This is a genomic window from Blautia sp. JLR.GB0024 (assembly GCF_037000545.1).
GTDB lineage: Bacteria > Bacillota > Clostridia > Lachnospirales > Lachnospiraceae > Blautia > Blautia celeris.
The window spans coordinates 678,083-701,574 of record NZ_JBANBF010000002.1 but is presented as its reverse complement, the minus strand read 5'-3'; the positions used below and the strand labels follow the sequence as shown (position 1 = coordinate 701,574).

General features: G+C 47.7%; 19 protein-coding genes and 1 riboswitch. Of the genes, 5 read left to right on the top strand and 14 right to left on the bottom strand.

Features of this window, described 5'->3' with window-relative positions; genetic code table 11:
- Window positions 1-66 precede the first annotated feature (66 nt).
- Entirely contained in the window at window positions 67-1,080 is a 1,014-nt protein-coding gene (locus tag V8Q34_RS07230; protein ID WP_033139283.1) for a GntR family transcriptional regulator, read from the bottom strand.
- A 270-nt stretch (window positions 1,081-1,350) separates the two neighbouring features.
- Between V8Q34_RS07230 and V8Q34_RS07225 the strand changes: the two genes are divergently transcribed.
- Complete coding sequence (locus tag V8Q34_RS07225; RefSeq protein ID WP_335835149.1) at window positions 1,351-3,357, top strand: beta-galactosidase; 2,007 nt, start codon at window positions 1,351-1,353, stop codon at window positions 3,355-3,357.
- 41 nt (window positions 3,358-3,398) lie between these two features.
- A complete protein-coding gene (locus V8Q34_RS07220; protein WP_335835148.1) occupies window positions 3,399-4,748 on the top strand; it encodes an ABC transporter substrate-binding protein in 1,350 nt (449 codons plus the stop codon).
- Window positions 4,749-4,812: 64 nt separating this feature from the next.
- Here V8Q34_RS07220 and hpf read toward each other — a convergent pair whose 3' ends face one another.
- The 6 genes from hpf to V8Q34_RS07190 form a co-directional block, all read right to left on the bottom strand.
- Window positions 4,813-5,352: a ribosome hibernation-promoting factor, HPF/YfiA family gene (hpf, locus tag V8Q34_RS07215; RefSeq protein WP_033139286.1), complete on the bottom strand. Its 540-nt coding sequence runs from the start codon at window positions 5,350-5,352 to the stop codon at window positions 4,813-4,815.
- A 209-nt stretch (window positions 5,353-5,561) separates the two neighbouring features.
- Complete coding sequence (locus tag V8Q34_RS07210; protein ID WP_335835147.1) at window positions 5,562-6,008, bottom strand: hypothetical protein; 447 nt, start codon at window positions 6,006-6,008, stop codon at window positions 5,562-5,564.
- A gap of 230 nt (window positions 6,009-6,238) precedes the next feature.
- Entirely contained in the window at window positions 6,239-6,997 is a 759-nt protein-coding gene (gene dapB / locus V8Q34_RS07205) for a 4-hydroxy-tetrahydrodipicolinate reductase (RefSeq protein WP_033139083.1), read from the bottom strand.
- A 75-nt stretch (window positions 6,998-7,072) separates the two neighbouring features.
- The gene (gene dapA, locus V8Q34_RS07200) at window positions 7,073-7,963 is read right to left on the bottom strand and encodes a 4-hydroxy-tetrahydrodipicolinate synthase (protein WP_033139084.1); all 891 of its coding nucleotides are present in this window, start codon (window positions 7,961-7,963) and stop codon (window positions 7,073-7,075) included.
- A 76-nt stretch (window positions 7,964-8,039) separates the two neighbouring features.
- Entirely contained in the window at window positions 8,040-8,528 is a 489-nt protein-coding gene (locus tag V8Q34_RS07195; RefSeq protein ID WP_033139085.1) for a cob(I)yrinic acid a,c-diamide adenosyltransferase, read from the bottom strand.
- 128 nt (window positions 8,529-8,656) lie between these two features.
- Window positions 8,657-9,292 carry a single-stranded DNA-binding protein gene (locus tag V8Q34_RS07190; protein ID WP_033139086.1) on the bottom strand — a complete coding sequence of 212 codons (636 nt, stop codon included), beginning with the start codon at window positions 9,290-9,292 and terminating at the stop codon, window positions 8,657-8,659.
- 196 nt (window positions 9,293-9,488) lie between these two features.
- Between V8Q34_RS07190 and typA the strand changes: the two genes are divergently transcribed.
- Window positions 9,489-11,318: a translational GTPase TypA gene (gene typA, locus V8Q34_RS07185; RefSeq protein ID WP_033139087.1), complete on the top strand. Its 1,830-nt coding sequence runs from the start codon at window positions 9,489-9,491 to the stop codon at window positions 11,316-11,318.
- A 247-nt stretch (window positions 11,319-11,565) separates the two neighbouring features.
- A complete protein-coding gene (gene adhE / locus V8Q34_RS07180) occupies window positions 11,566-14,184 on the top strand; it encodes a bifunctional acetaldehyde-CoA/alcohol dehydrogenase (RefSeq protein WP_103732501.1) in 2,619 nt (872 codons plus the stop codon).
- A 67-nt stretch (window positions 14,185-14,251) separates the two neighbouring features.
- Here adhE and pdxT read toward each other — a convergent pair whose 3' ends face one another.
- The 6 genes from pdxT to V8Q34_RS07150 all read right to left on the bottom strand — a co-directional run bounded on the left by pdxT (window position 14,252) and on the right by V8Q34_RS07150 (window position 20,945).
- Window positions 14,252-14,818, bottom strand: coding sequence for a pyridoxal 5'-phosphate synthase glutaminase subunit PdxT (gene pdxT / locus V8Q34_RS07175; protein WP_103732503.1), 567 nt, complete (start codon window positions 14,816-14,818; stop codon window positions 14,252-14,254).
- Window positions 14,818-15,690 carry a pyridoxal 5'-phosphate synthase lyase subunit PdxS gene (gene pdxS, locus V8Q34_RS07170; RefSeq protein WP_033139089.1) on the bottom strand — a complete coding sequence of 291 codons (873 nt, stop codon included), beginning with the start codon at window positions 15,688-15,690 and terminating at the stop codon, window positions 14,818-14,820. Before pdxS ends, pdxT begins: the two co-directional genes overlap by 1 nt.
- A 208-nt stretch (window positions 15,691-15,898) precedes the next feature.
- A complete protein-coding gene (locus V8Q34_RS07165; protein WP_033139090.1) occupies window positions 15,899-17,026 on the bottom strand; it encodes a polysaccharide deacetylase family protein in 1,128 nt (375 codons plus the stop codon).
- A 249-nt stretch (window positions 17,027-17,275) separates the two neighbouring features.
- Window positions 17,276-18,730 (bottom strand): alanine/glycine:cation symporter family protein, encoded by a 1,455-nt coding sequence (locus tag V8Q34_RS07160; RefSeq protein ID WP_033139175.1) that lies wholly within the window; start codon window positions 18,728-18,730, stop codon window positions 17,276-17,278.
- A gap of 117 nt (window positions 18,731-18,847) precedes the next feature.
- Window positions 18,848-18,942, bottom strand: a riboswitch (glycine riboswitch).
- A gap of 216 nt (window positions 18,943-19,158) precedes the next feature.
- On the bottom strand, window positions 19,159-20,349 hold the full coding sequence (locus tag V8Q34_RS07155; RefSeq protein WP_033139091.1) for a dicarboxylate/amino acid:cation symporter: 1,191 nt from the start codon (window positions 20,347-20,349) through the stop codon (window positions 19,159-19,161).
- A gap of 32 nt (window positions 20,350-20,381) precedes the next feature.
- Window positions 20,382-20,945 (bottom strand): manganese efflux pump MntP, encoded by a 564-nt coding sequence (locus V8Q34_RS07150; RefSeq protein WP_033139092.1) that lies wholly within the window; start codon window positions 20,943-20,945, stop codon window positions 20,382-20,384.
- A 191-nt stretch (window positions 20,946-21,136) separates the two neighbouring features.
- Between V8Q34_RS07150 and V8Q34_RS07145 the strand changes: the two genes are divergently transcribed.
- A complete protein-coding gene (locus V8Q34_RS07145) occupies window positions 21,137-22,711 on the top strand; it encodes a glycoside hydrolase family 43 protein (protein ID WP_103733029.1) in 1,575 nt (524 codons plus the stop codon).
- A gap of 84 nt (window positions 22,712-22,795) precedes the next feature.
- Here the strand turns inward: V8Q34_RS07145 and V8Q34_RS07140 are convergent, their stop codons facing one another.
- On the bottom strand, window positions 22,796-23,449 hold the full coding sequence (locus V8Q34_RS07140; protein WP_033139093.1) for a CatA-like O-acetyltransferase: 654 nt from the start codon (window positions 23,447-23,449) through the stop codon (window positions 22,796-22,798).
- Window positions 23,450-23,492 lie beyond the last annotated feature (43 nt).

Below are 23,492 nucleotides of genomic sequence, written 5' to 3'. Positions count from 1 at the left end.
ATTATTCCACATTACTTTACATTGTAACACTTTCTTTCTTTGAAAACAACAAAAAAAAGCGGGTGCTCAATGGGACTGCTCCATGTCCCGGCCCAAATGCTTTTCTTTCAGGACTGCCGTTATCCGCTCCTCCAGATAAATCAGACTGCCATTGTCAATCAAATAGTGGAACGGTATGACCTTTCCGCCTTTCGCAATATACTGTTCCAGCAGCCCGTCTGTTATCCGCTGTTCCAGCAATATGGAATCAGGATTAATGACAATGGCATCATATTGTCCCAGCAGCATGCCGTCTGCCTCCACGGACAAGGTGTTCTCAAAGTGGGTGCTGACAGATTTCAGTTTTGGCAGGAAATAAGCAAGCTGATCTGTAATAATCTGTGCAAACTTATTGGTTCTGCAGAAAATACCAACGGATGAAGAAGGATCCAGTCTGGAAATATTCACGATGGTATCTCTGCTGGGTGCTACGGCGACCTTCACCAGAATATTTTTCTGTTCTCCAATGTGCTCCGCCACCTGTTCATAATGTGTGGTTGTCGTTAGAATCAAATCATAACTGGACAGCAGTGCCTGCGGGTTATCATCCAGCAGAATTGTCTCCACTAAAAAAGCCGATATGCTGATATCCGGTATGTAAAGAAGCTGCTTTTTGAAGATTTCCAGTGACTCCGCATTACAGTCAATCACTGCCACACGCAGTCCTCCGTTTCCTCCCTCCCTCTTTGCAAGGCTTATATTCATCAGATTGAGGATTTCCGAAATTGAAAAATTCCAGTCTTCCAGTGTATCAAGAAGGTCATCCAGCAGCTCAATTGCGGCCATCCTTTTCTCATTCCCAGTCATTATTGTATTATTATGGATATACGAGCCGCTTCCCTGTATTACTTCGATCACTCCGTTATCAGCCAGTTCCTTATATGCTTTTTTAACTGTTCCCCTGGAAATCCCCAGTCGTTCGGCCAATTCCCTTTCTGTAGGCAGTTTATCCTCAGGATTTAATCTTCCCTGTTTAATATCTTCCAGAATCTCATCCACTAATTGTTTATAAATTGGTTTGTTTTTATCTTTATCGATCATCTAAGGTCTCCTTATTCATTTTCCATCTATCATTTCCAAAACATGGTCATTTATTTAGTATTATACCAATAATGTACCATATTAAGCAACAGCACATTCTGTTTTGACTGTTATATGTTACAATTAAACAATTTTTTGCCCACACTATTGGTACATATTTTATAAATATTTGGTTGATTTTTATCCTCATTGGTATTATCATTTTAGTATACCAATTAATAAATGGTACACCAAAGAATCATATTTCATCGTAAAAAGGAGGAGAAAATTATGTGGTATGGAGGAGACTATAATCCAGAACAATGGGAACCCGAAACGATAGAGGAAGATATCCGTTTCATGAAAGAAATGCATGTAAACTGCGTTACATTGGGTGTCTTTGCATGGCCGAAGCTGGAACCGGAAGACGGTGTATTTCAATTTGAATGGATGGATCGAATTCTTGACAGATTATACCAGGAACATATTGATGTTATTCTTGCAACCCCCACAACAGCAATGCCTTACTGGCTGGAACAAAAATATCCTGATATTATGCATGTGGATATTGAAGGACGCAGAGTCCAGGGTGGGTCCCGTGAAAAGATCTGTCCCAACAGCAGCGTATACAGAAAATATTCTGCCAGGATCGCCGGTGAATTAGCAAAACGTTATGGGCATCACCCTGCCGTAAAACTGTGGCACATCAATAACGAATACCATTTTTACTGCTACTGTCCGGCCTGCGCAGAGGAATTCCGCAACTGGCTTAAAAGGAAATATGAGGACATTGATGCTGTCAACACTGCATGGAATACTGCATTTTGGGGACATACATATACTGATTTTTCCCAAATACTTCCCCCCAGCTATCTCACAGATATTAAAAAGAACCAGCTGGCAGGGCGGGATGTGGCCTGTTTCCAGGGACAGTACATTGATTACATGCGTTTTATGAGCAGCAGTGTCCGTTCCTGTATTGAAAATGAGAAAAAAGAGATACGGAAGTACTCCAGCCTCCCCGTCACCAACAATTTTTCTGATTTGGTAAAGACTTATGATTACTGGGAAGTTTCCAAAGCGATTGATGTAATTTCCTGGGATAACTATCCCACGATCCATACTCCCATGTATAAACCAGCCTTTATCCACGACCTGATGCGCTCCATGAAATCACAGCCCTTTTATATGATGGAACAAAATCCGGGCAATATCTCCTGGGAAGATTACGGCCCTGTGAAGCGTCCCGGAGAAGTTGCCGATATCTGCTGGCAGAGTACGGCCCACGGCGCTGACAGCAACCTATTCTTCCAGTGGAGACAATCAAGAGGCGGTGTAGAAAAGTTTCACGGCGCCATGGTTCCCCACAGCGGAAGACTGGACACCAGAATGGGAGCCGAACTGATTCTTCTTGGTGAACAATTTGAACGGTTGAAAGATACTGTGGAGGGCGCTATGCCGGATGCCAGAGCTGCAATCCTGTTTGACTGGGAAAACTGGTGGGCCATCGAGGGGTCAGCGATCCATAACTGCCATCTGAAATATTATGACCAGGTTTTGAAATATTACCGCGCGTTTTACGAAATGGGTATATCCGTAGATATCGTCTGTGAATCTACCTGCATGGACAAGAAATATGATCTGATCGCCGCACCGTGTTTTTATATGTGTTCCCCTGCATTTTCAGAAAAAGTAAAAGACTATGTAAACACAGGCGGTACCTTTATCACCACTTTCCTGAGCGGTATTACAGACAGAACGGACAATGTAATACTGGGCGGCTACCCGGGTGCTTTCCGCGATATTCTTGGTCTTTGGGTTGAAGAGATAGACGGTATGTACCCTGATATGAAAAACAGTATCGTTTTAAATGATGGTTCCAGATACGAATGCGGAGAAATCTGTGACCTCATCCGCCTGGAAACGGCAAGCGTTATTGGTCTTTACGGAGATGATTTTTACCGTGACACACCATGTGTGACCGTCAACGCTTATGGTGACGGACATGCCTATTACATTGGTACAAGTCCGGAGCATGCATTTATCCGGAAACTGCTGACAGACATCTGCTGCAGTCTGAACATTCCAATATACAGCCTGCCTGAAAATGTGGAAATAGCCTTCCGCGCCAAAGAAGGAAAAAAGTATACATTCCTCATGAATCACAATAATGAAGCCGTAAATGTAAATCTGGATAGATTCTATTATGACATCATAAGCGAATGCAGAAAGTCAGGCCTGGTTTCCATGTCTCCCCGCCAGTGCATGATCCTAGAAGAGGTTATGGAGGCAGAATAACTTAAAACGGATATTTGTTGTAGAGATAGGAGGTTTTTACAATGAAAAGAAAAATAATCGCAGTCATACTCACCGGTCTTATGGTTTTTTCAGCATCATCCTGCGGCAAAAAACCGGCTCCGTCATCCGCCCCGGAAGAAAACACTTCAAATAGTGATACCCCGGAAGACACGTCTTCCGATATTTCTGCTGACAATACATTGACAGTCTGGACATGGGACCCCAACTTTAACATTTACGCCATCAACAAAGCCGCCGAATTATACGCAGCAGACGGACACGAGGGTTTTCATGTGGATATTACAGAAATTGAGTCCCAGGATATTGAGACAAAACTTACCACTATTGCTAACGCAGGGGAGCTGGACGCTCTGCCGGACATATTCCTGATTCAGGATGCCTCTTTTCAGAAATTCGCACAGAATTATCCCGAAATTTTTACCGATTTAACAGACTCAGGTATTGATTTCTCCCAGTTTTCCGCAGCCAAGACCTCTTACTCCATAGTAAACGGAAAAAATATGGGAATCCCTTTTGACAGCGGAACTGCTGTTAACTGCATACGCACGGATTATCTGGAACAGGCCGGATTCACAGTGGAAGATTTTACAGATATTACATGGTCTGATTATATGGAAAAAGCTAAAATAGTAAAAGAGAAGACGGGACAGCCTATGCTTACGGCAAAATCCGCAACTCCTGATATCATTATGATGATGCTGCAGTCCTGCGGAGCCTCGCTCTTCCTGGAAGATGGAAGCCCGAATCTGGATCAGAATGATGTCCTAAAAGAATGTATGTCAATCTATGTACAGATGGTAAAGGACAAAACCCTGGAAGAAATGCCCGGCTGGGACCAGTATATTGCCTCCATCAACAACGGCACTGTTGCAAGCGCCATGAATGGCTGCTGGATCATAGCTTCCGTTGAAGCCAAAGAAGACCAGTCAGGAAAATGGGCTGTAACCAACCTTCCGCGCCTTGACAGCGCACCAAACGCAACTAATTATTCCAGCAACGGCGGTTCAACATGGGCGATCACCTCCCAATGTCAAAACAAAAAACTGGCTCAGGATTTCTTTAAATCTACTTTTGCAGGAAGTCAGGAACTTTACGATGACATCCTGTCCAAAGGCGCTCTGTCTACATGGCTGCCTGCCGGGGATTCATCAATTTATGAACAGCCTGTTGACTTTTTTGGCAATGATGCTATTTACAAAAAAATTGTTGAATATTCCTCTGAGATCCCATCCAGTGTAACCAGCCCCTTCTACTACGATGCCAGGGATGCCATGTGCACTGCTCTTTCAAATGTCATACAGGAGAACGCTTCATTGGATGATGAACTTAAGACCGCTCAGGAGACGGCTGAATTTAATATTTCAAAATAATCTTACCAATGTTTCCGTCAAAAAAGGCTTCGGATTTCTCCGAAGCCTTTTTATTACTTACTGATCATTCACTAAAATCCGGCTCGATCAGTCCGTAAGTATTTCCTTTTCTCTTATAGACAACATTCACTTCTTCCGTCTCAGCATTCAAAAATACGAAGAAGTTGTGTCCCAGAAGTTCCATCTGTACACATGCGTCTTCCGGATACATGGGTTTGAATCCGAATTTCTTGGTACGGATGATCTTAATCTCATTGGTGTTCTCATCTTCAAAATCCTTCTCGATAAATGCCTGCTGGAAGGTTCCTGCGTTTTGTTTTTTGTCGATGATTTTTTTCCTATATTTACGTAACTGTCTTTCGATGATTTCTTCTACCAGGTCGATGGAGACATACATATCGTTGCTCACCTGTTCAGAGCGGATGATATTACCTTTTACTGGAATAGTCACCTCAATTTTCTGACGTTCTTTTTCTACGCTCAGTGTTACATGAATCTCGGTGTCATCTGTGAAGAATTTTTCCAGCTTTCCAAGCTTGTCCTCTACCGCACTTCTTAATCCGTCCGTAATATCGATGTTTCTTCCGCTTATAATAAACTTCATGATGTCCAACCCCTTTAACGTGTATTTTACAGGACCTTTACTCCTGTAATGTATTCTTATTATATCAATATTCCCGCGTTTGTTCAACAGTTTTTAGAAAATTTTAACCTTTATAAGTTTTTTGTATAGAGTATTGTTTCCTTACTTTTCCATATACTATATGTAGTGGCAGATACCCGGTTTCCCGGTGTATCTGCCGCATACAAAGATTACGGAGTGTTTGTGGTCGTATTGTTGGTATTATTTCCGGTATTGTTGTCTGTGGCATTGCCAGCGTTATTTTCCACTGCATCGCCTACATCCTCTGCTCCGTTTCTCACATCATCGCCCAGGTCTTCCACACCGTCTTTGATGTCTTCTCCCAGGTCGCCTACCATGCCGTCGCCTGTGCCGGCCTCTCCGCTTCCTGTACCTGTGTCATTGGCTGCGCCGTTATCATTGGTATTGGCGTCCTTGTTTCCGTTCTTGTTGTCGTCTGCCTTGTTGTCACCGGCTTTGTTGTCACCGGCGTTATTGTCACCGGCTTTGTTGTCACCGGCTTTGCTGTCCTCTGTGGCTGCGTTGCTGCCGCCATTGTCTGTGGCACCGCAGCCGGCTGTCATGCACAGTACACCTGCCAGAAGGACACTTAATAAAAGTTTCTTCATCTTACGCATGGTTGTTTCTCCTTTTCCTCTTTGTACTTAACGATAAAAGGCACCTCGCACCTTTTACTGTCACGATTAATATGTGCGTTTCCGTGAGAATTTATGTATGCGCGCATATACCGGAGAAAATGGAAAAACCGCCGTAAAACAACACTGCATCTGTACAGTCTTACGGCGGTTCAAAATTTAATTTTAAAAATGCGTCCACAACAGCGGCAGTATACACCTGCCGTTATAAATCATCCATTGATCACATTGCTCATGTTGTACATGCCCGGGCCTTTTCCCTTCAGGAACTTGGCAGCCTCAACAGCGCCTTTGCCGAATACGGCTTTTGAATAGGCTGTGTGCTTGAATTCGATCACCTCATCCGGACCTGCGAAGATCACCTCGTGTTCTCCCACGATGCTGCCTCCGCGGACAGCAGACAGACCGATTTCCTTAGCGTCACGCTTCTCGCGCGTCTGGCTCCTGTCATATACATAGTGGTACTGGTTGTCCATAGCCTCATTCAGGCTGTCTGCCAGTGCCAGCGCTGTCCCGCTGGGCGCGTCTACCTTCTGGTTGTGATGCTTCTCTACAATCTCCATATCAAAGCCGGCACCGGCCAGAACCTTTGCGGCCTCCTGCACCAGCTTCAGAAGCGTATTGATACCCAGGGACATATTGGCAGAGCGAAGCACTGCTGTGCTCTCGGAAGCCTTCGCCACCTGTGCAAGCTGCTCTTCGCTAAGCCCTGTGGTGCACAGAACCAGAGGCAGCTTCTTAGCCGTACAGTAGGCCAGGACAGCTTCCGTGGCTTTGGCGGAAGAAAAATCGATCATGGCATCCGCCTGCACATCACAGTCATTTATATTCGTGAACACCGGATATCCGTTGTCACGGTTATCTACAAGGTCAATGCCTGCCACAATCTCTGCCTCCGGGTCATCCTTCACAAGTCCGGATATGACCTGACCCATATGGCCGTTGCAGCCGCTCATAATTATTCTGATCATCTTTTTTTCCTCTTTCGTAATGATTTCACAGGTCTTCACAGTTACCGTCTTTTTACGAATCGGATATGGTTTGGTTTATGCCAGCTTCAGACCAAACTTTACCATTTCCTCTTTCAGTTTTTCCTTGTTGGCCTCCTCCATCTCAGTCAGCGGTGAGCGAAGCGGACCTACCTCCATGCCCATAAGGTTCATGGCGGCTTTTACAGGGATCGGGTTAACTTCCGAGAACAGAGCGTTGATCAAAGGCATGGCATCAAGCTGCATATCACAGCTCTCCTTTATGTCTCCGTTCAAATATTTTGCTACCATATCATGTGTGAATCTCGGTGCAACGTTGGAAAGCACAGAGATAACACCTTTTCCGCCCAGGGAAAGAAGCGGTACGATCTGGTTGTCGTTTCCGGAATAGATATCAAGCTTTCCTCTTGTCAGGGCAGCCATCTCAGCAACCTGCGCGATGTCGCCGGAAGCTTCCTTGATACCTACAATATTCTCCACATGTTCCACCAGATATGCAACCGTCTTAGGCTGGATATTAATGCCGGTACGGCTCGGCACATTGTAGAGGATCACCGGAATCTTGATAGAATTGGCAATTTTCGTGTAATGTTCAATGAGGCCCTTCTGAGTAGCCTTATTATAGTAAGGAGTTACAAGAAGAACTCCGTCTGCACCATACTTTTCAGCTTCTGTGGATAAGTAGATTGCTGTCTCCGTACAGTTGGAGCCGGTTCCTGCGATTACCGGGATCCTCTTATTCACTTTGTCGATTGTGTATTTAATGGTCTCCAGATGTTCTTCATGGGTGAGTGTGGAAGACTCTCCTGTAGTTCCGCAGATTACAATGGAATCCGTTCCCTCTTGAATCTGTTCCTCCAGGATTTCTCCCAGTTTTTCAAAATTTACATCACCATTTTCTTTCATAGGTGTAACGATCGCCACACCTGCACCTGTAAAAATAGCCATTTTTCTCCTCCTTATGTCTGCATTCCTGCTTTTTCTTCCTGTGTCAACTGCAACTTTTGGGCTGCCTGCGCAGCCTTTATTTTATAACCTCCAGAGAAACCACCCTGTCGGCTGCCTCCCTCAGACGGTCCGGAACCACATTTCCGGTCAGGATCAGCTCTGTCTCCTCATCCTTGGTCCGAATCAGTTCCTCCACCTCTTCCTCGGTTATAATACCGAATTCCACTGCTCCCAGAATTTCGTCCAGAATCAGCATGTCGCATTCCTGCGTAACCAATACCTTTCTGGCATAGTTAAGGCCATTCCTGATATTGCAGTTCTCTTCCTGCTTCTCTTCGTCGGTCAGGTCTTCGTAATACTTATCCTTCTTCTCAAACCGGAACAGTCTTACATTCGGTTCCAGAACAGAAAGGTAATCCAGTTCGGAAGTTGCTCTTCCTTTCAGGCACTGAATGACAATGGCAGTCTTCCCGTGGCCGACAGCGCGTATTGCCTGCCCGATGGCCACACTGGTTTTGCCCTTGCCGGGTCCACAGTATATCTGCACTAATCCTTCATTTTCCATACATTACACCTCTTGCGGATTCTATGACGCTTTATTTAAGAGTTGTGTATATATTACTACACATGGCCAAATAATGCAATATTGGAATCTCAGGCTTCTTTTATTTCGGAGGCAGTCATTCTGCCGTTTTAGCTGTATGTCTCCCCATACTCCAGCTTGCTTACGGACACCTCGTAGGCAATCCGCTTTTCTGTGTCTGTCTCACTCAGCTTCTTAATATATTCCCTGCTCTGGATCCTGCCCCAGATATGCAGGCGTCCGCCCACCTCGAAGGATTTGGCGAAATTGGCGTTTCTGCCCCAGCAGATACACGGTATGTAGTCGGATTTTCCGTAAGGCCGGTTGACAGCCAGCAGGATGTCTGCAATTTCCCTGCCCAGCGGAGTCATGCGGTGGACCGGAGGCTTACAGATATATCCGTTGAGTTCGATGAGATTGGTCTCTATGGATTCGTCCTCTTCCTCCACAAAGGTCAGTTCCCGCACGAACACAGAGAGAACCAGCCGGTTTTTCTTCTCCTCATGCCTGTTGTAGGAGCGGAACTGACCCTGCACTTGTATGTACTCGCCGATATAGCTCTGTGTCACATCCACCAGTCTCTCGGAAACCATAAGCGGTATTTTGTCCTCGGAACCGCTCAAACGCTTGACCAGCACATCCACCATGTAAAATCCTTCCCCATATACCTCGTGACTTTTCTCGAACTCCGATGCGATGGCTCCCATGATGGATACCTGATTGTTTTCAATTATTTTATCTGCCATTGAATTATTTACCCCTTCCTCTGACTTGTATTTTGTCTATATCATATTTATTCTGGCTATACTTTTTTTAGAACAACTTTTTTTATTTTTTTTGAAAAAATATTTATTTCTGCTTTGTATTTACTCATAAGTGTGATAAAATGTGACTGGATTTAGCCGTAAATCAGCGGTTTTTCCTTTAGAAAAGAGGTTATTTATGAAAACGAAAAGAGAAAACATCAGAAATGTAGCAATTATTGCCCATGTTGACCACGGCAAAACAACGCTGGTGGATCAGCTTCTGAAACAGAGCGGTGTCTTCCGCGAAAACCAGGAGGTCCAGGATCGCGTCATGGACTCCAATGATATTGAACGCGAGCGCGGTATCACGATACTTTCTAAAAATACAGCAATTTACTATAAGGATACAAAAATCAATATCATAGATACACCGGGCCATGCTGATTTCGGCGGCGAAGTGGAGCGTGTCCTGAAAATGGTGGACGGCGTTATCCTGCTGGTGGATGCCTTCGAGGGTGCCATGCCCCAGACAAAATTCGTACTGAAAAAAGCTCTGGAGCTCGATCTGCACGTCATTGTATGTATCAATAAGATCGACCGCCCGGAGGCACGCCCTGACGAAGTCATTGATGAAGTCCTGGAACTTCTCATGGATTTGGATGCCTCAGACGACCAGCTCGACTGTCCGTTCCTGTATGCCTCCGCAAAAGCCGGCCATGCAGTTCTGGACTTATCCGACTCACCGGAGAATATGGAGCCGTTATTTGAGACGATTCTCAAATACATCCCCGCTCCCACCGGAGACCCGGACGCAGGCACACAGGTACTCATCAGTACCATTGATTACAATGAATATGTAGGTCGTATCGGCGTGGGCAAGGTGGAGAACGGTACCATCTCCGTGAACCAGGAGGTACTCCTTTTAAACCACCACGACCCGGACAAGAAGAAAAAAGTAAAGATCAGCAAGCTCTATGAATTTGACGGACTCGGAAAGGTAGAGGTAAAAGAAGCCGGCATCGGTTCCATTGTAGCCATTTCCGGTATTGCGGATATCCATATCGGCGATACGCTCTGCTCACCGGAAAACCCTGAGGCCATTCCGTTCCAGAAGATCTCCGAGCCGACCATCTCCATGAACTTCCTGGTAAATGACAGCCCCCTGGCAGGTCAGGAAGGTAAATTCATCACTTCCCGCCATTTAAGGGAGCGCCTGATGCGCGAGCTGAACACTGACGTGAGCCTTCGTGTGGAGGATACCGACAGCACTGACTGCTTTAAAGTATCAGGCCGAGGCGAGCTTCATCTCTCCGTCCTGATTGAAAACATGCGCCGTGAGGGCTATGAATTCGCAGTCAGCAAAGCAGAGGTCATCTACCATGAAGATGAGCGCGGCAAAAAGATGGAGCCTATCGAGATTGCCTACATTGATGTACCCGAAGAATTCTCCGGAACCATCATCAATAAATTAAACGAACGGAAAGGTGAACTGCAGGGCATGAGCCCCTCAAGTGACGGAACCGTCCGTCTGGAATACCATATCCCGTCCAGAGGACTGATCGGCTTCCGCGGTGATTTCCTCACCTCCACAAAAGGCACCGGAATCATGAACACTGCCTTCGACGGCTATGCCCCTTATAAGGGCGACATGTTCTACCGCAAGCTGGGTTCCCTCATTGCCTTTGAGGCAGGCGAGACCGTTACTTACGGCCTCTTCTCCGCCCAGGACAGAGGTACACTTTTTGTCGGTGCCGGCGAGAAGGTATACAGCGGTATGGTAATCGGTGAGAGCGCCAAACCGGAGGATATCGAACTGAACGTATGTAAGACGAAACATCTGACCAACACGCGTTCCTCCTCCGCCGACGAAGCCCTGAAGCTGACTCCCCCCAAAGTTCTGAGTCTGGAGCAGGCTCTGGAGTTCATTGACACAGACGAACTTCTTGAGGTGACTCCCAAGTCCCTCAGAATCCGCAAGAAAACCCTGGATTCCCGCCTGCGCAAACGCGAAGGATATAAAAAATAAAAACAGAAGACACCGCCATCTCCCTTACGGGCATTGGCGGTGTTTTTTTGTCTTTATTATTCAGAATATTCTGTAATATTCAGACTTTTATTAATTTATGCAAAATACTAATTCTTTTTTGTTGTCTTATCTTCCATTTCATGGTAAAATAATCTACACAAACCGACAAGACGGAACATAAAACTTCACGTACTTCAAAATGAGTAAGGGCTCAAACCAAAAACCAAATATTTTAAGGAGGATTTCTATGGCAAAAAAACCAGAGAACAAAGCCCCGGAACCCATCAACAGCGTGGAAGCACTGCAGCAGCGAATCGCTTCCATGAAAGAAGCACAGAAAAAGTTTTCCGCCTTCACACAAGAGCAGGTTGACAGAATCTTTTTTGAGGCAGCCATGGCAGCGAACAAACAGCGTATCCCGCTGGCAAAACTGGCTGTTGCCGAGACCGGAATGGGCATTGTGGAGGACAAAGTCATCAAAAACCATTACGCAGCGGAGTATACCTACAACACCTATAAGCGGGTAAAGACATGCGGCGTGGTGGAACAGGACACCTCATACGGCATTAAAAAGATTGCTGAACCTGTCGGTATCGTAGGCGCGGTCATCCCCACCACGAACCCCACATCCACAGCTATCTTCAAATGTCTGATCTGTCTGAAAACCAGAAATGCCATCATCATCAGTCCCCACCCGAGAGCCAAAAAGTGTACCATTGAAGCCGCCAGGATCGTGCTGGATGCCGCTGTAAAAGCAGGGGCACCGGAAGGCATTATCGGCTGGGTTGAAGAACCTACCATTGAACTCTCCAATGAACTGATGAAATCCGTGGATGTTATTCTGGCCACAGGCGGACCCGGAATGGTGAAAGCCGCCTATTCCTCAGGGAAACCGGCAATCGGCGTAGGCCCGGGCAATGTACCTGTCATCATGGACAGTTCCTGTGACATCCCCACTGCCGTGTATTCTGTCATCCATTCCAAGACCTTTGACAACGGTATGATCTGTGCATCCGAACAGTCTGTCACTGCGATTGCCGACATTTACGATGATGTTAAGAAGGAATTTGTTAAAAGAGGCTGCCATGTACTGAATAAGACAGACCTTGACAAGGTACGCAAGATCATCCTGACAGAAGCCGGGACTGTAAACCCCAAGATTGTGGGCCAGCCCGCGGCAGTCATTGCTGAGATGGCAGGTGTCACAGTACCGAAAGAGACAAAGATCCTGATCGGCGAAGTGACTTCTGTGGATGTCTCAGAACCTTTTGCACATGAGAAATTATCACCTGTCCTTGCCCTCTATAAGGCAAAGGATTTTGATACTGCACTTGACATGGCTGACCAGCTGATCAAAGACGGCGGCTATGGACATACTGCATCCCTGTACATCCATCCGTCCCAGACGGAGAAGATGGCACAGCACGCAGACCGCATGAAGGCCTGCCGCATCCTGGTCAACACCCCGTCCTCACACGGAGGAATCGGTGACCTTTACAACTTCAAGCTGGCTCCGTCCCTGACCCTGGGCTGCGGTTCCTACGGCGGCAACTCTGTATCCGAAAACGTGGGTGTGAAGCACCTGCTGAATACCAAAACCGTTGCCGAAAGGAGAGAGAACATGCTTTGGTTCAGAGTCCCGGAAAAGGTATATTTCAAGAAAGGCTGTCTGCCGGTGGCTCTCGATGAGCTGAAGAATGTATACGGCAAAAAGAAAGCCTTCCTGGTAACTGATACATTCCTCTACCAGAACGGCCACACAAAACCCATTACGGACAAACTGGATGAGATGGGCATTCCTTACAGCTGCTTCTTCGATGTAACACCTGACCCCACCCTGCAGTGCGCCCAGAAAGGCCTGGAGCAGTTAAATGCCTTCGGCCCTGACGTGATCATTGCCCTGGGCGGCGGTTCTGCCATGGACGCAGCCAAGATCATGTGGCTTATGTATGAACACCCGGAATGCAGCTTTGAGGATCTGGCTATGGATTTCATGGATATCCGCAAGAGAGTCTACGAATTCCCGAAAATGGGAGAAAAGGCAATGATGGTGTCTGTCCCCACCTCTTCAGGTACAGGTTCAGAGGTAACACCCTTTGCCATCATCACAGACAAGACCACCGGAACCAAATGGCCCATCGCGGACTATGAGCTTCTTCCCAACATGGCGATCATAGACGTGGATTTCATGATGAGCCAGCCAAAGGGACTGACCAGTTCCTCCGGTATTGATGCGCTGACCCATGCCCTGGAAGCATACGCGTCCATCATGGCTACAGATTATACGGACGGTATTGCACTGAAAGCTGTCCAGCTCATATTTGATTATCTGCCGTCCGCTTACGAGAACGGCGCTGCCGACCCGGTGGCCAGGGAGAAGATGGCAAATGCCTCCACCCTGGCAGGTATGGCCTTTGCCAATGCATTTCTCGGCATCTGCCACTCCATGGCGCATAAACTTGGTGCCTACCACCATATCCAGCACGGCATCGCCAACTCCCTGCTGATCGAGCTTGTCATGCGCTACAACGCGGACCCGGCTCCCGTTAAGATGGGAACCTTCTCCCAGTATCCTTATCCTCACGCAAAGGAGAGATACTGCGAGGTTGCCCGCTTCATCGGCATCAAGGGCAAAAACGATGATGAAGTGTTTGAAAATTTCATCGAAGCCATTGCCCGGCTGAAAGAAAGAGTCGGGATCAAACGGACGATCCGGGAATACGGCGTGGAAGAAAAAGCTTTCCTGGCCACTCTGGACGCAATGGTGGAGGACGCCTTCAATGACCAGTGTACCGGCGCCAACCCCAGATATCCGCTGATGTCTGAGATGAAAGAACTCTATCTCAAGGCTTATTACGGGGAATAAGAAATCCTGAATCTACAAGGGAGGTCCGCAAACGGACCTCCCCTTCCTAAACTCCCCTGCAGGCATGTTATTTTCTGCAGATCTCTTCTATAAAATACCTGTGTATATCCGGGTTGTCGGTAAGTTCCGGATGAAAGGCCAGACCTAACTGTCTGCCATAACGGGCTGCCACAATCTTACCTCCTGTGACTGCAAGGACCTCCACACCATCACGGACTTCTTCAATATAAGGCGCCCGTATAAAGGTCATGGGAAATTGTCCTGCACCCTTCATCTCCTCCACTGTCTGAAAGCTTCCCAACTGTCTGCCATAGGCGTTCCGCCTGACAGTGACCGGCATGGTTCCGAAGCAGGGCTCCCCTCCCACCACGTTTTCTGCCAACAGAATCAGCCCGGCACAGGTCCCCATGACAGGCATGCCAGCCTCTATGCTTTTCCTGATCGGTTCCAGAAGCTCCAGCTCTGTGAGCAGTTTCTTCATGACTGTACTCTCTCCTCCCGGAAGGACCAGCGCATCCAGATTTTCACGGAAGTCAGTCCGCTGCCGAATCTCCACACAGTCTGCTCCGAGACGTTCCAGCATATTTCTATGTTCTGCAAAGGCACCCTGAAGTGCCAGAATACCTGCCCGCATCATTTGCCTCTCTCCGCCATGAGAAGCGCAATCTCCTGCTCATTGATTCCCACCATGGCTTCGCCCAAATCCATGGAGAGTTCCGCGATCATTTTTGCGTCTTTATAATTTGTGACGGCCTTCACAATGGCTGCTGCCCGTTTCTCGGGATTGCCGGACTTGAAGATACCGGAACCTACGAATACCCCCTCTGCGCCGAGCTGCATCATCAGCGCGGCATCCGCGGGAGTTGCCACACCGCCTGCCGCGAAGTTCACTACCGGCAGTTTTCCATGCTCCCTCACATACATCAGCAGATCATAGGGAACTGCCAGCTCCTTTGCCTTATCGTACAGTTCATCCTCCTCCATGGAAGTGATCCGGCGCATTTCTGACTGCATCATGCGCATATGGCGCACAGCCTGGATAATATCGCCTGTGCCAGGTTCTCCTTTGGTGCGGATCATGGATGCGCCCTCATTGATTCTGCGCAGTGCCTCACCCAGATCCTTGGCCCCGCACACAAAAGGCACCTTAAACTTTCTCTTGTCTATATGATACACATCATCTGCCGGGGAGAGGACTTCACTCTCATCTATGTAGTCAATCTCTATAGCCTCCAGAATCTGTGCCTCCGCAAAATGTCCGATTCTGCATTTTGCCATAACCGGTATGGATACAGCGGCCTGGATTCCCCGGATCATCTTGGGATCACTCATCCTTGCCACACCGCCTGCTGCTCTGATATCCGCAGGTATCTTTTCCAGCGCCATGACAGCACAGGCCCCTGCCTTCTCCGCAATCTCTGCCTGCTCCGGTGTGGTCACATCCATGATGACACCGCCCTTCAGCATCTGTGCAAGCTCCTTATTTAACTGGTATCTGTCTTCCATTTTTAACTCCCTTTCCGTCTTCCCACAGAGTATCCTGACAGCCTTTTATGCTGCTTTTCGGGAAAACCTTTTGTAAATTTATGTTGTTATGAATTATAGCCGTCATCTGTCCTTTTTACAAATGCCAGTTTTAATATTTTTAACCATACCAGTTTTGTCAAAAGAGAAAAAAATACCTCCCAGACATTACTGCCTGAGAGGTTATGTATCACTCTACCTGCTGCTCGCCTTCCCCAAAGAAGTAATGAGCCGCACCGTTTTCCAGTTTCACGCCTTTAGCCTCTGCCAGTTCGCTTACGGTCACCAGCTTGTAGCCCTGTTCCACCAGTTCCGGAATCGCGCGGATTGCCGCGTTCACAGACCATTCATGGATATCATGCATCAGGACTACAGAGCCGTCCTTTACATTGTCCACAGTCACCTGATACGTCTGGTCCTCGCTCTTGGTTGCCCAGTCTTTTGTATCTATGCTCCACATGATAAGAGGCATTCCGATGGCAGCCTGGACTTCCTCATTATACGCGCCTCCCGGCGGACGCATAACCGTTGCAGATTCTCCTGCTGCGTTTTTGATCGCCTCATTGGTCTTTGTCACTTCCTCTGTTACCCCGCTGGCGCCTAAGGTAGTCAGATTCTCATGGCTCCATGTGTGGTTGCCCAGCTCCATTCCGGCATCCTTTAAATCCTTCACAATCTCAGGATATGCCTGCGCCTGAGGCCCCAGCATGAAAAAGGTAGCTTTCGCATTGTTTTTTGTGAGACAATCCAGCAGGGCTTCCGTATATTCCCCCGGACCGTCATCAAAAGTCAGAGCCACCATGGGACGCTTCTTAGTCTCGTCGTATTTTCCGCTGTCATCAAAAAAGTAGTCTTCCCCGTCAAGTTCCAGCCATCCGGTCTTCATGTAGCCGTTTTCATCAAAATAATACTTGGAACCGTCAATCTCCTTCCAGCCGTTCTTGAAAAAGGTTCCGTCCGTGTCGCGGTACCACCAGCCCTTGTCATCCTGCTGCCAGCCCATCACACCGGAGGATGTCATCTTCGACAAATCTGCCGCGCTCATGACCGGCTGTTTCGTTGCCGCTGATGTGTCTTCCTGGGTGGTAGTCTGGGCTTTCACCTCCACTGTTCCCTCTTTCGGTACCCCTGTCTTGCCCGAAATCAGCTTATGTATGCCCGTTCCCACAAGTCCGATCACCAACACCAGCACTGCTGCCATGGCTACCAGGCGCATGATCCTTCTTCTGCGCATCTGCCGTTTCTTTTCGAGTCTTCGTCTGCGCATGCGTTCCTGTCTCCGCCGCTCGTACTCCAGATCTCTTTCGTCTTCCATCATTATACTCCCATCTCCACTTACACTAGATATTCCATTTCATGATACCTTTTTTCTCGACAAGTTGCAACAGCAAATCTCTTAATTTTCCTTAAACCGGATAAATCATCTTGTTCTTATTATAATACATTTCTGTGAGTTTGCATAGCCTAATCTTTACTATTTTTATCCAATTATTTTGTATAAAAAGTCCGGAGGAAAAAAATCATGCCTGCCTGAGCAGCGGGCACCTGTTTTTTCCTCCGGATTATGTTATGATTCTGCCGGCACCTCCGGCGTCAAATCTTCTTTTACATCATCTGCATTTCCGAAATAAGCCTTTGTCTCCGCGAACACCACACGGCTCAGAGCCGCCAGCGCAATCAGATTCGGGAAGGCCATGAGGGCATTGAATATATCCGCAATATTCCACACAGCCTGCACAGTCATGTAAGGCCCGATAAAGATTGCCAGGATATACAGCCAGCGGTATCCCCGGACTACTTTTCTGTTTCTGTTAAAGAGATACTCAATACAGCGTTCCCCATAATAATTCCAGCCCAGGATGGTGGTAAACGCAAAGAATACCAGACATACCATGAGGACCACTGACGCCACAACCGGCGGAAACGGCAGCCCCTTCTGGAATGCCGCTGTTGTGATCGCTACCCCTTCCAGTCCGGTGTTCCAGGTTCCGGTCACAACGATGGAAAGACCTGTCATGGTGCATATTACAATGGTGTCAATAAAGGTACCTGTCATGGATACAAGACCCTGGCGCACCGGTGATTTTGTCTGTGCTGCCGCTGCAGCTATAGGCGCGCTTCCGAGGCCTGCCTCGTTGGAGAAGATACCCCTGGCGATTCCCTTCTGCATGGCAACGATCATGGTACCCATGGCTCCCCCTGCCAGCGCACTGCCGGAAAAGGCGCTTTTCACAATGGACACAACCGCCGCCGGGATTGCTCCCAGATGTGTCACAAGGATAATGAATGCAAATCCAAAATACAATACAGCCATAAAAGGCACTACAATCTGCGAAACCTGCGCGATCCTTTTCAGCCCGCCGATGATCACCAGACCAACGCACACGGTCAGGATCAGCCCTGCAATGACGGTTGCTATGGAATAACTGCCGCCGAATACAGATATGGTGTTTGTTTTCTCCGGGTCAAAAAAGTTGCACACAGCAGAGGATATACCGTTTACCTGGGTAAAGGTACCAATCCCCAGAAGGCCCACGCCGGCTCCGAAGAACGCGAAGATTTTGGCCAGCCACCTCCATTTGACTCCCATGCCGTTTTCTATATAATAAAATGGTCCGCCCAGCACATGGCCGTCCCCGTCAATGGTGCGGTATTTGATGGCAAGCACACCCTCCGCGTATTTGGTTGCCATTCCGAAAAAGGCTGCCAGTACCATCCAGAAAAGTGCCCCCGGCCCGCCTGCCGCAAGAGCTGTTGCCACTCCTACAATATTTCCTGTTCCGATAGTAGCTGACATGGCTGTACAGAGAGCACCAAAGCTGGTCACCTCGCCGTTTCCGCCATTCTCATTCTTAACCATGAATTTCAGTGCTTTTCCCAGATGGCGAATCTGTAAAAAACCCATCCTCACAGACAGATAGATACCTGTGCTGAGGATCAAAATGATCAGTGGCGGTCCCCACACTACCTGATCAAACCAAGTGATAAAGCGATTCAATTCCTGCAAAATTACCTGTAACATTTTTTCTTCCGTCCTCTCTTTTTTTTCTGTTTTCTTCCGTTTATAACGAAACAAAAAAAGACTGTGGCTTCCCACAGTCTCCATAAGAGTACGACAAAACATATACAAGATATTATCTGTGTATACTCTGTCCTTTTGCCTGAGAGATTGGCAGCTGATGAAACTGCTGTACACCTTCGGCGCTCTTACTGAGACTCTCCAGAGCCGTTGCTTTCACAACGTTTTATACTTTATCATATTCGCCCTGCAAACACAAGTGTTTTTTCCGAAAAGACATCCGTTTCTATGTGTTTTTTTCAGTACAGTACCTGAACTGCATGTACTATGCGGCGACTGCAGTCCTTTCTGCTTTCTCCGGGGTTTCATGCGCCGGACTGCATGATATACAGCCCGCGCGCAGAACCGGATTTTTTCCGGGGAGATACTTATCAGAATTCTATATTCAGCTCCTGCTCCTCCACATGGTGTTTCTCAGCGTATCCTGTCAAAAACAGGGTCAGGGCACCGTCGCCTGTTACATTGCAGGCGGTTCCGAAGCTGTCCTGCAGAGCAAAGATGGTGAGCATCAGCGCGGTACCTGTCTCGTCAAAGAGAAGGACACCTGTGATCAGTCCCAGGGACGCCATAACCGTACCGCCCGGCACACCCGGTGCTCCGATGGCGAATACGCCCAGAAGCATACAGAACAGAACCATCATACCCACAGACGGCAGCTCGCCGTAGAGTATTTTTGACACTGTCATGACAAAGAACACCTCGGTCAGGACAGAGCCGCACAGATGGATATTGGCAAATAGCGGAATACCGAAGTTCACCATATCTTTTCTGAGAACCTTTGATTTTCTGGCACCCTCAAGCGCTACTGCAAGAGTAGCTGCGCTTGACATGGTACCTACGGCAGTCAGATACGCGGGGCCGTAATATTTCAGCACTTCCAGCGGATTTTTTCCCGAATATGCACCGGCTATGACGTACAGCAGTGTAAGCCAGATGTAATGTCCTGCCATAACGATGACTATGACCTTCAGGAAAACAGGGAGCTGTTTTGTGATCGTCCCTTCATATGCCAGTCCGCAGAAGGTTGAAGCGATGAAGAACGGCAGAATGGGGATAATAAATTTGGTTACAATCTTCAGCACGATCTTCTGGAATTCATCCAGAATGGCCGTTGTGTAGCGGGCTTTCGTCCACGCTGCCGCCAGTCCCAGCATAATGGAGAACACCAGCGCGCTCATAACCGGCATGATCTGCGGGATATCAAGCTGAAACACCACGCCGGGCAGATCCTTCAGTCCTTCCACCTCAGACTGTATGGACAGATGGGGAATCAGCCCGTATCCCGCTCCCATAGCCATAAACGCGGCTCCGATGGAGGAAATATAGGCGATTGCCAGTGCCACCCCCAGCATTTTGGAGGCATTGTTTCCCATCTTGGTAATGGAAGGCGCAATAAATCCGATGATGATCAGCGGTACACAGAAGGTGATGACCTGCCCCAGAATGTATTTGACAGTTACCACCACATTCATGACAGCCTCATTGGCAATAAGGCCGATGACCATACCCAGGACTACTCCGATCAGCAGACGCACAGGAAGGCTTTTGAATAATTTTTTCATCTCATTTCTCCTCTCTCTTTTTCCTTTTTTGTTTACCCCAGTATTCCCAGATGCTCCAGCAGTATTTTGAGCCCCAGAAGTACCAGGATAATACCACCGGCAAGTTCCGCTTTGGATTTGTACTTCATGCCGAAGACATTTCCTGCCTTTACCCCAAAGACGGAACAGACAAATGTGACAATACCGATGAAGCTGGCCGCCGGCACAATCGCCACATCCAAAAAGGCGAAGGTGATCCCCACCGCCAGTGCATCAATGCTGGTTGCCACAGCCAGAGGAAACATGGTCTTTGCATCCACTCCTGCCACGGGGCAGGATTCCTCTTTATCCAGGGATTCCCGAATCATATTGACACCGATAAATCCCAGCAGGATGAATGCGATCCAGTGGTCAATTGCAGTTATTTTATCCTTGAACTGTACTCCCAGCAGATAGCCGATGACCGGCATCAGAGCCTGGAATCCCCCAAACCAGAGACCTACCACTGCCATGTTCTTTATACTCAGCTTCTCCATGGAAAGCCCTTTGCAGATGGAGACAGCAAACGCATCCATGGACAGGCCAACCGCCAGTGTAAATAATGTAAATAAATCCATAGTTTTCTCCTGTTCCTATGTATTGTGTTGTGCTTTTCATTGCATTGCCCATTATACTATACGGAGCAGGTTTTGTAAAAATGTTTTTATCATGTTTTTTTCCAGGGAAAAGGCGTTTTTTTCTATTTACCAATACGGATTCTCTGCCTATAATGGAGAAAATGGAGAAATTTTGTAAAGGAGAATATGATATGACAAAAGACACTTTTCACAATCCGCTTCTTCCCGGTTTTTATCCGGACCCATCTATCTGCCGTGTGGGAGATGACTATTACATGGTAACCTCATCTTTTGTATATTATCCCGGACTGCCCGTGTTCCACAGCAGAGATCTGGTTCACTGGGAGCAGATTGGCCACGGCATCCACAGACCCGGACAGCTTAACTACAAAAACTGCGAAACCAGCGAGGGGCTGTGGGCACCCAGCATCCGTTACCATGAAGGGACCTTTTATATTATTAATACGTTCGTATCCGAAGGACGTGAAGCAAAACGCGATAATTATATCATTACAGCCAAAAATCCTGCCGGCCCGTGGAGTGACCCTGTAGTTGTGGAGGGCGCTGACGGCATTGACTCCAGTCTGTTTTTCGATGACGACGGTTCTGTATGGTACGTGGGTAACTTTATCAGTGAGGAGAAGCTCTACGAAGGACACCATGGCATTTACTTAAATGAGCTGGACCCTGAAACACTGCAGTTCAAAGGCCCCAGAACTGTCATCTGGGACGGAAAGAAGACAAGAAGTAAGTGGATCGAAGCACCCCACATTTACAAAAAGGACGGTTATTACTATCTGTTAGTGGCAGAGGGCGGTACCTTTGTCACCCACAGTGTACAGATGGCCCGCTGCCGTACCATTGACGGGGATTACGAGATATGCCCCAGAAATCCCATTGTGACGCACAGGCATATGCCTCTTCTCAATCCCATTTCAGTTACCGGACACGCCGATATTGTGGAGACACAGAACGGAGAATGGTGGATGGTACTGCTGGCAGTGCGCCCTTATAAAGGGGGACACTACAACCTGGGCCGTGAGACCTTCATGGTACCATTTGTATGGGCAGAGGACGGCTGGCCGATGATCGACAATGAGACCGGGCTTGTACAGGAGGAAGAACGCCTTCCGAACCTGCCCCGCACCATATATCCGCTCATGCCGGAATGGGACAACTTTGAGGATGACACGCTTCAGATGCAGTGGAACACCATTCATCCGCCGGTTGAGCCTTTCTATTCCCTCACGGAGCGTCCCGGATATCTGCGCCTTATGACAAGGCCGCAGGTCATGGAGGAGATTTGTACCCCTTCTTTCGTGGGCCGCAGACAGCGCCATAAGAGTTTTCTGGCTAAAACGGCCATGGAATTCTGTCCGGCCGCAGACTATGAGGAGGCCGGAATCGCGCTGGTACAAGATGACCGCTTCCATTATCTGATGGTCATGAGGAAAAAGGGCAGCACACCTTACCTGCAGTTCTACAAAACAGAGAACGGATGCCGCACTCTGGTAAAGGAAACAGAGATAAAGGACTGCAGACGCCTTTATTTAAGTGTTCAGGGGAATACCACGGACTATGATTTTTACTATGGATACAGGGAATCTGAGATGATACCTTTCCTGTCCGGTGTGGATGCCTCACTTCTAAGCTCTGTTATAAACAACGGCTTTACCGGCGTCTACATAGGAATGTATGCCAGCTCCAACCACCAGGCAGGCAGCGGCTGCGCTGACTTTGACTGGTTCCAGTATCAGGGAGAATAGTTTTATATTATCAAAGACACAGGCCGGGGCGCATTGATCTGCACCCCGGCCTGATTTCTTTATTTTTACAGTCCTTTCCTGTCATTATGCGGAAAATGCATCCAGTTTCTCCTGAAGCAGGCGGAAGAATTTTTCCGCATGATATCCGTCATTTGCCGCATGGTTAAAGTTTCCTGTCACCGCCATTTTCATTCTTCCATCAATCTCCCGGTATTTTCCCACAGTGATGAAGGGTATGTAGCTCTCGCTGCCCGATTCCGGATTTACAAAAGAAGCCGGACGCACGTAACATATGGACTGGTATGCAGTGTTCGGCAGGATGGTAATGTCCACACACCCCGGAACAGGGTTTCCGTAATAATACAGAGAGCTGCCGTTTTCCGCTTTCTCCTTATCTTCCAGAAAAGTCTTATAGAAGCAGTCAAAATCTTTGCTGAAATCTGTGACCATATGAGTGAACAGATTTCCTTCCCCTTTCCGCATAAGTGTATAGCAGGGGTTCAGCTTCTCATAATATCCTATGGCTCCGTCCACTTTTGCATAGCGGAAATCCCTATCACTGTTTACCGTATCGGCAATACACCAGCAGACAGACGGGTAAAATTTATATCCATTTCCATGAATCCTTTCCAAAAACTGTGTAACATCAACTTCTGCGGTGAGATTATAGGTATATCCTGCAAAACGTTCGAATATTTCTTTTCTCTCCCACTTTTCGTAATCGATCGTATGAAACATAATTTCCTCCTTACAGTCCGCACTTATTTGTACAGCGCAGCTC

What these genes read in the sequence shown, in the direction of transcription:
- V8Q34_RS07190 (WP_033139086.1), bottom strand. Translation starts at nt 9,292, where the DNA reads ATGGCAGATAAAATAATTGAAAACAATCAGGTATCCATCATGGGAGCC.
- hpf (WP_033139286.1), bottom strand. Translation starts at nt 5,352, where the DNA reads ATGAAGTTTATTATAAGCGGAAGAAACATCGATATTACGGACGGATTA.
- V8Q34_RS07155 (WP_033139091.1), bottom strand. Translation starts at nt 20,349, where the DNA reads ATGAAAAAATTATTCAAAAGCCTTCCTGTGCGTCTGCTGATCGGAGTA.
- V8Q34_RS07150 (WP_033139092.1), bottom strand. Translation starts at nt 20,945, where the DNA reads ATGGATTTATTTACATTATTTACACTGGCGGTTGGCCTGTCCATGGAT.
- V8Q34_RS07230 (WP_033139283.1), bottom strand. Translation starts at nt 1,080, where the DNA reads ATGATCGATAAAGATAAAAACAAACCAATTTATAAACAATTAGTGGAT.
- V8Q34_RS07160 (WP_033139175.1), bottom strand. Translation starts at nt 18,730, where the DNA reads ATGTTACAGGTAATTTTGCAGGAATTGAATCGCTTTATCACTTGGTTT.
- pdxT (WP_103732503.1), bottom strand. Translation starts at nt 14,818, where the DNA reads ATGCGGGCAGGTATTCTGGCACTTCAGGGTGCCTTTGCAGAACATAGA.
- typA (WP_033139087.1), top strand. Translation starts at nt 9,489, where the DNA reads ATGAAAACGAAAAGAGAAAACATCAGAAATGTAGCAATTATTGCCCAT.
- V8Q34_RS07195 (WP_033139085.1), bottom strand. Translation starts at nt 8,528, where the DNA reads ATGGAAAATGAAGGATTAGTGCAGATATACTGTGGACCCGGCAAGGGC.
- pdxS (WP_033139089.1), bottom strand. Translation starts at nt 15,690, where the DNA reads ATGGAAGACAGATACCAGTTAAATAAGGAGCTTGCACAGATGCTGAAG.
- dapB (WP_033139083.1), bottom strand. Translation starts at nt 6,997, where the DNA reads ATGATCAGAATAATTATGAGCGGCTGCAACGGCCATATGGGTCAGGTC.
- adhE (WP_103732501.1), top strand. Translation starts at nt 11,566, where the DNA reads ATGGCAAAAAAACCAGAGAACAAAGCCCCGGAACCCATCAACAGCGTG.
- dapA (WP_033139084.1), bottom strand. Translation starts at nt 7,963, where the DNA reads ATGGCTATTTTTACAGGTGCAGGTGTGGCGATCGTTACACCTATGAAA.
- V8Q34_RS07220 (WP_335835148.1), top strand. Translation starts at nt 3,399, where the DNA reads ATGAAAAGAAAAATAATCGCAGTCATACTCACCGGTCTTATGGTTTTT.
- V8Q34_RS07140 (WP_033139093.1), bottom strand. Translation starts at nt 23,449, where the DNA reads ATGTTTCATACGATCGATTACGAAAAGTGGGAGAGAAAAGAAATATTC.
- V8Q34_RS07145 (WP_103733029.1), top strand. Translation starts at nt 21,137, where the DNA reads ATGACAAAAGACACTTTTCACAATCCGCTTCTTCCCGGTTTTTATCCG.
- V8Q34_RS07225 (WP_335835149.1), top strand. Translation starts at nt 1,351, where the DNA reads ATGTGGTATGGAGGAGACTATAATCCAGAACAATGGGAACCCGAAACG.
- V8Q34_RS07165 (WP_033139090.1), bottom strand. Translation starts at nt 17,026, where the DNA reads ATGATGGAAGACGAAAGAGATCTGGAGTACGAGCGGCGGAGACAGGAA.
- V8Q34_RS07210 (WP_335835147.1), bottom strand. Translation starts at nt 6,008, where the DNA reads ATGCGTAAGATGAAGAAACTTTTATTAAGTGTCCTTCTGGCAGGTGTA.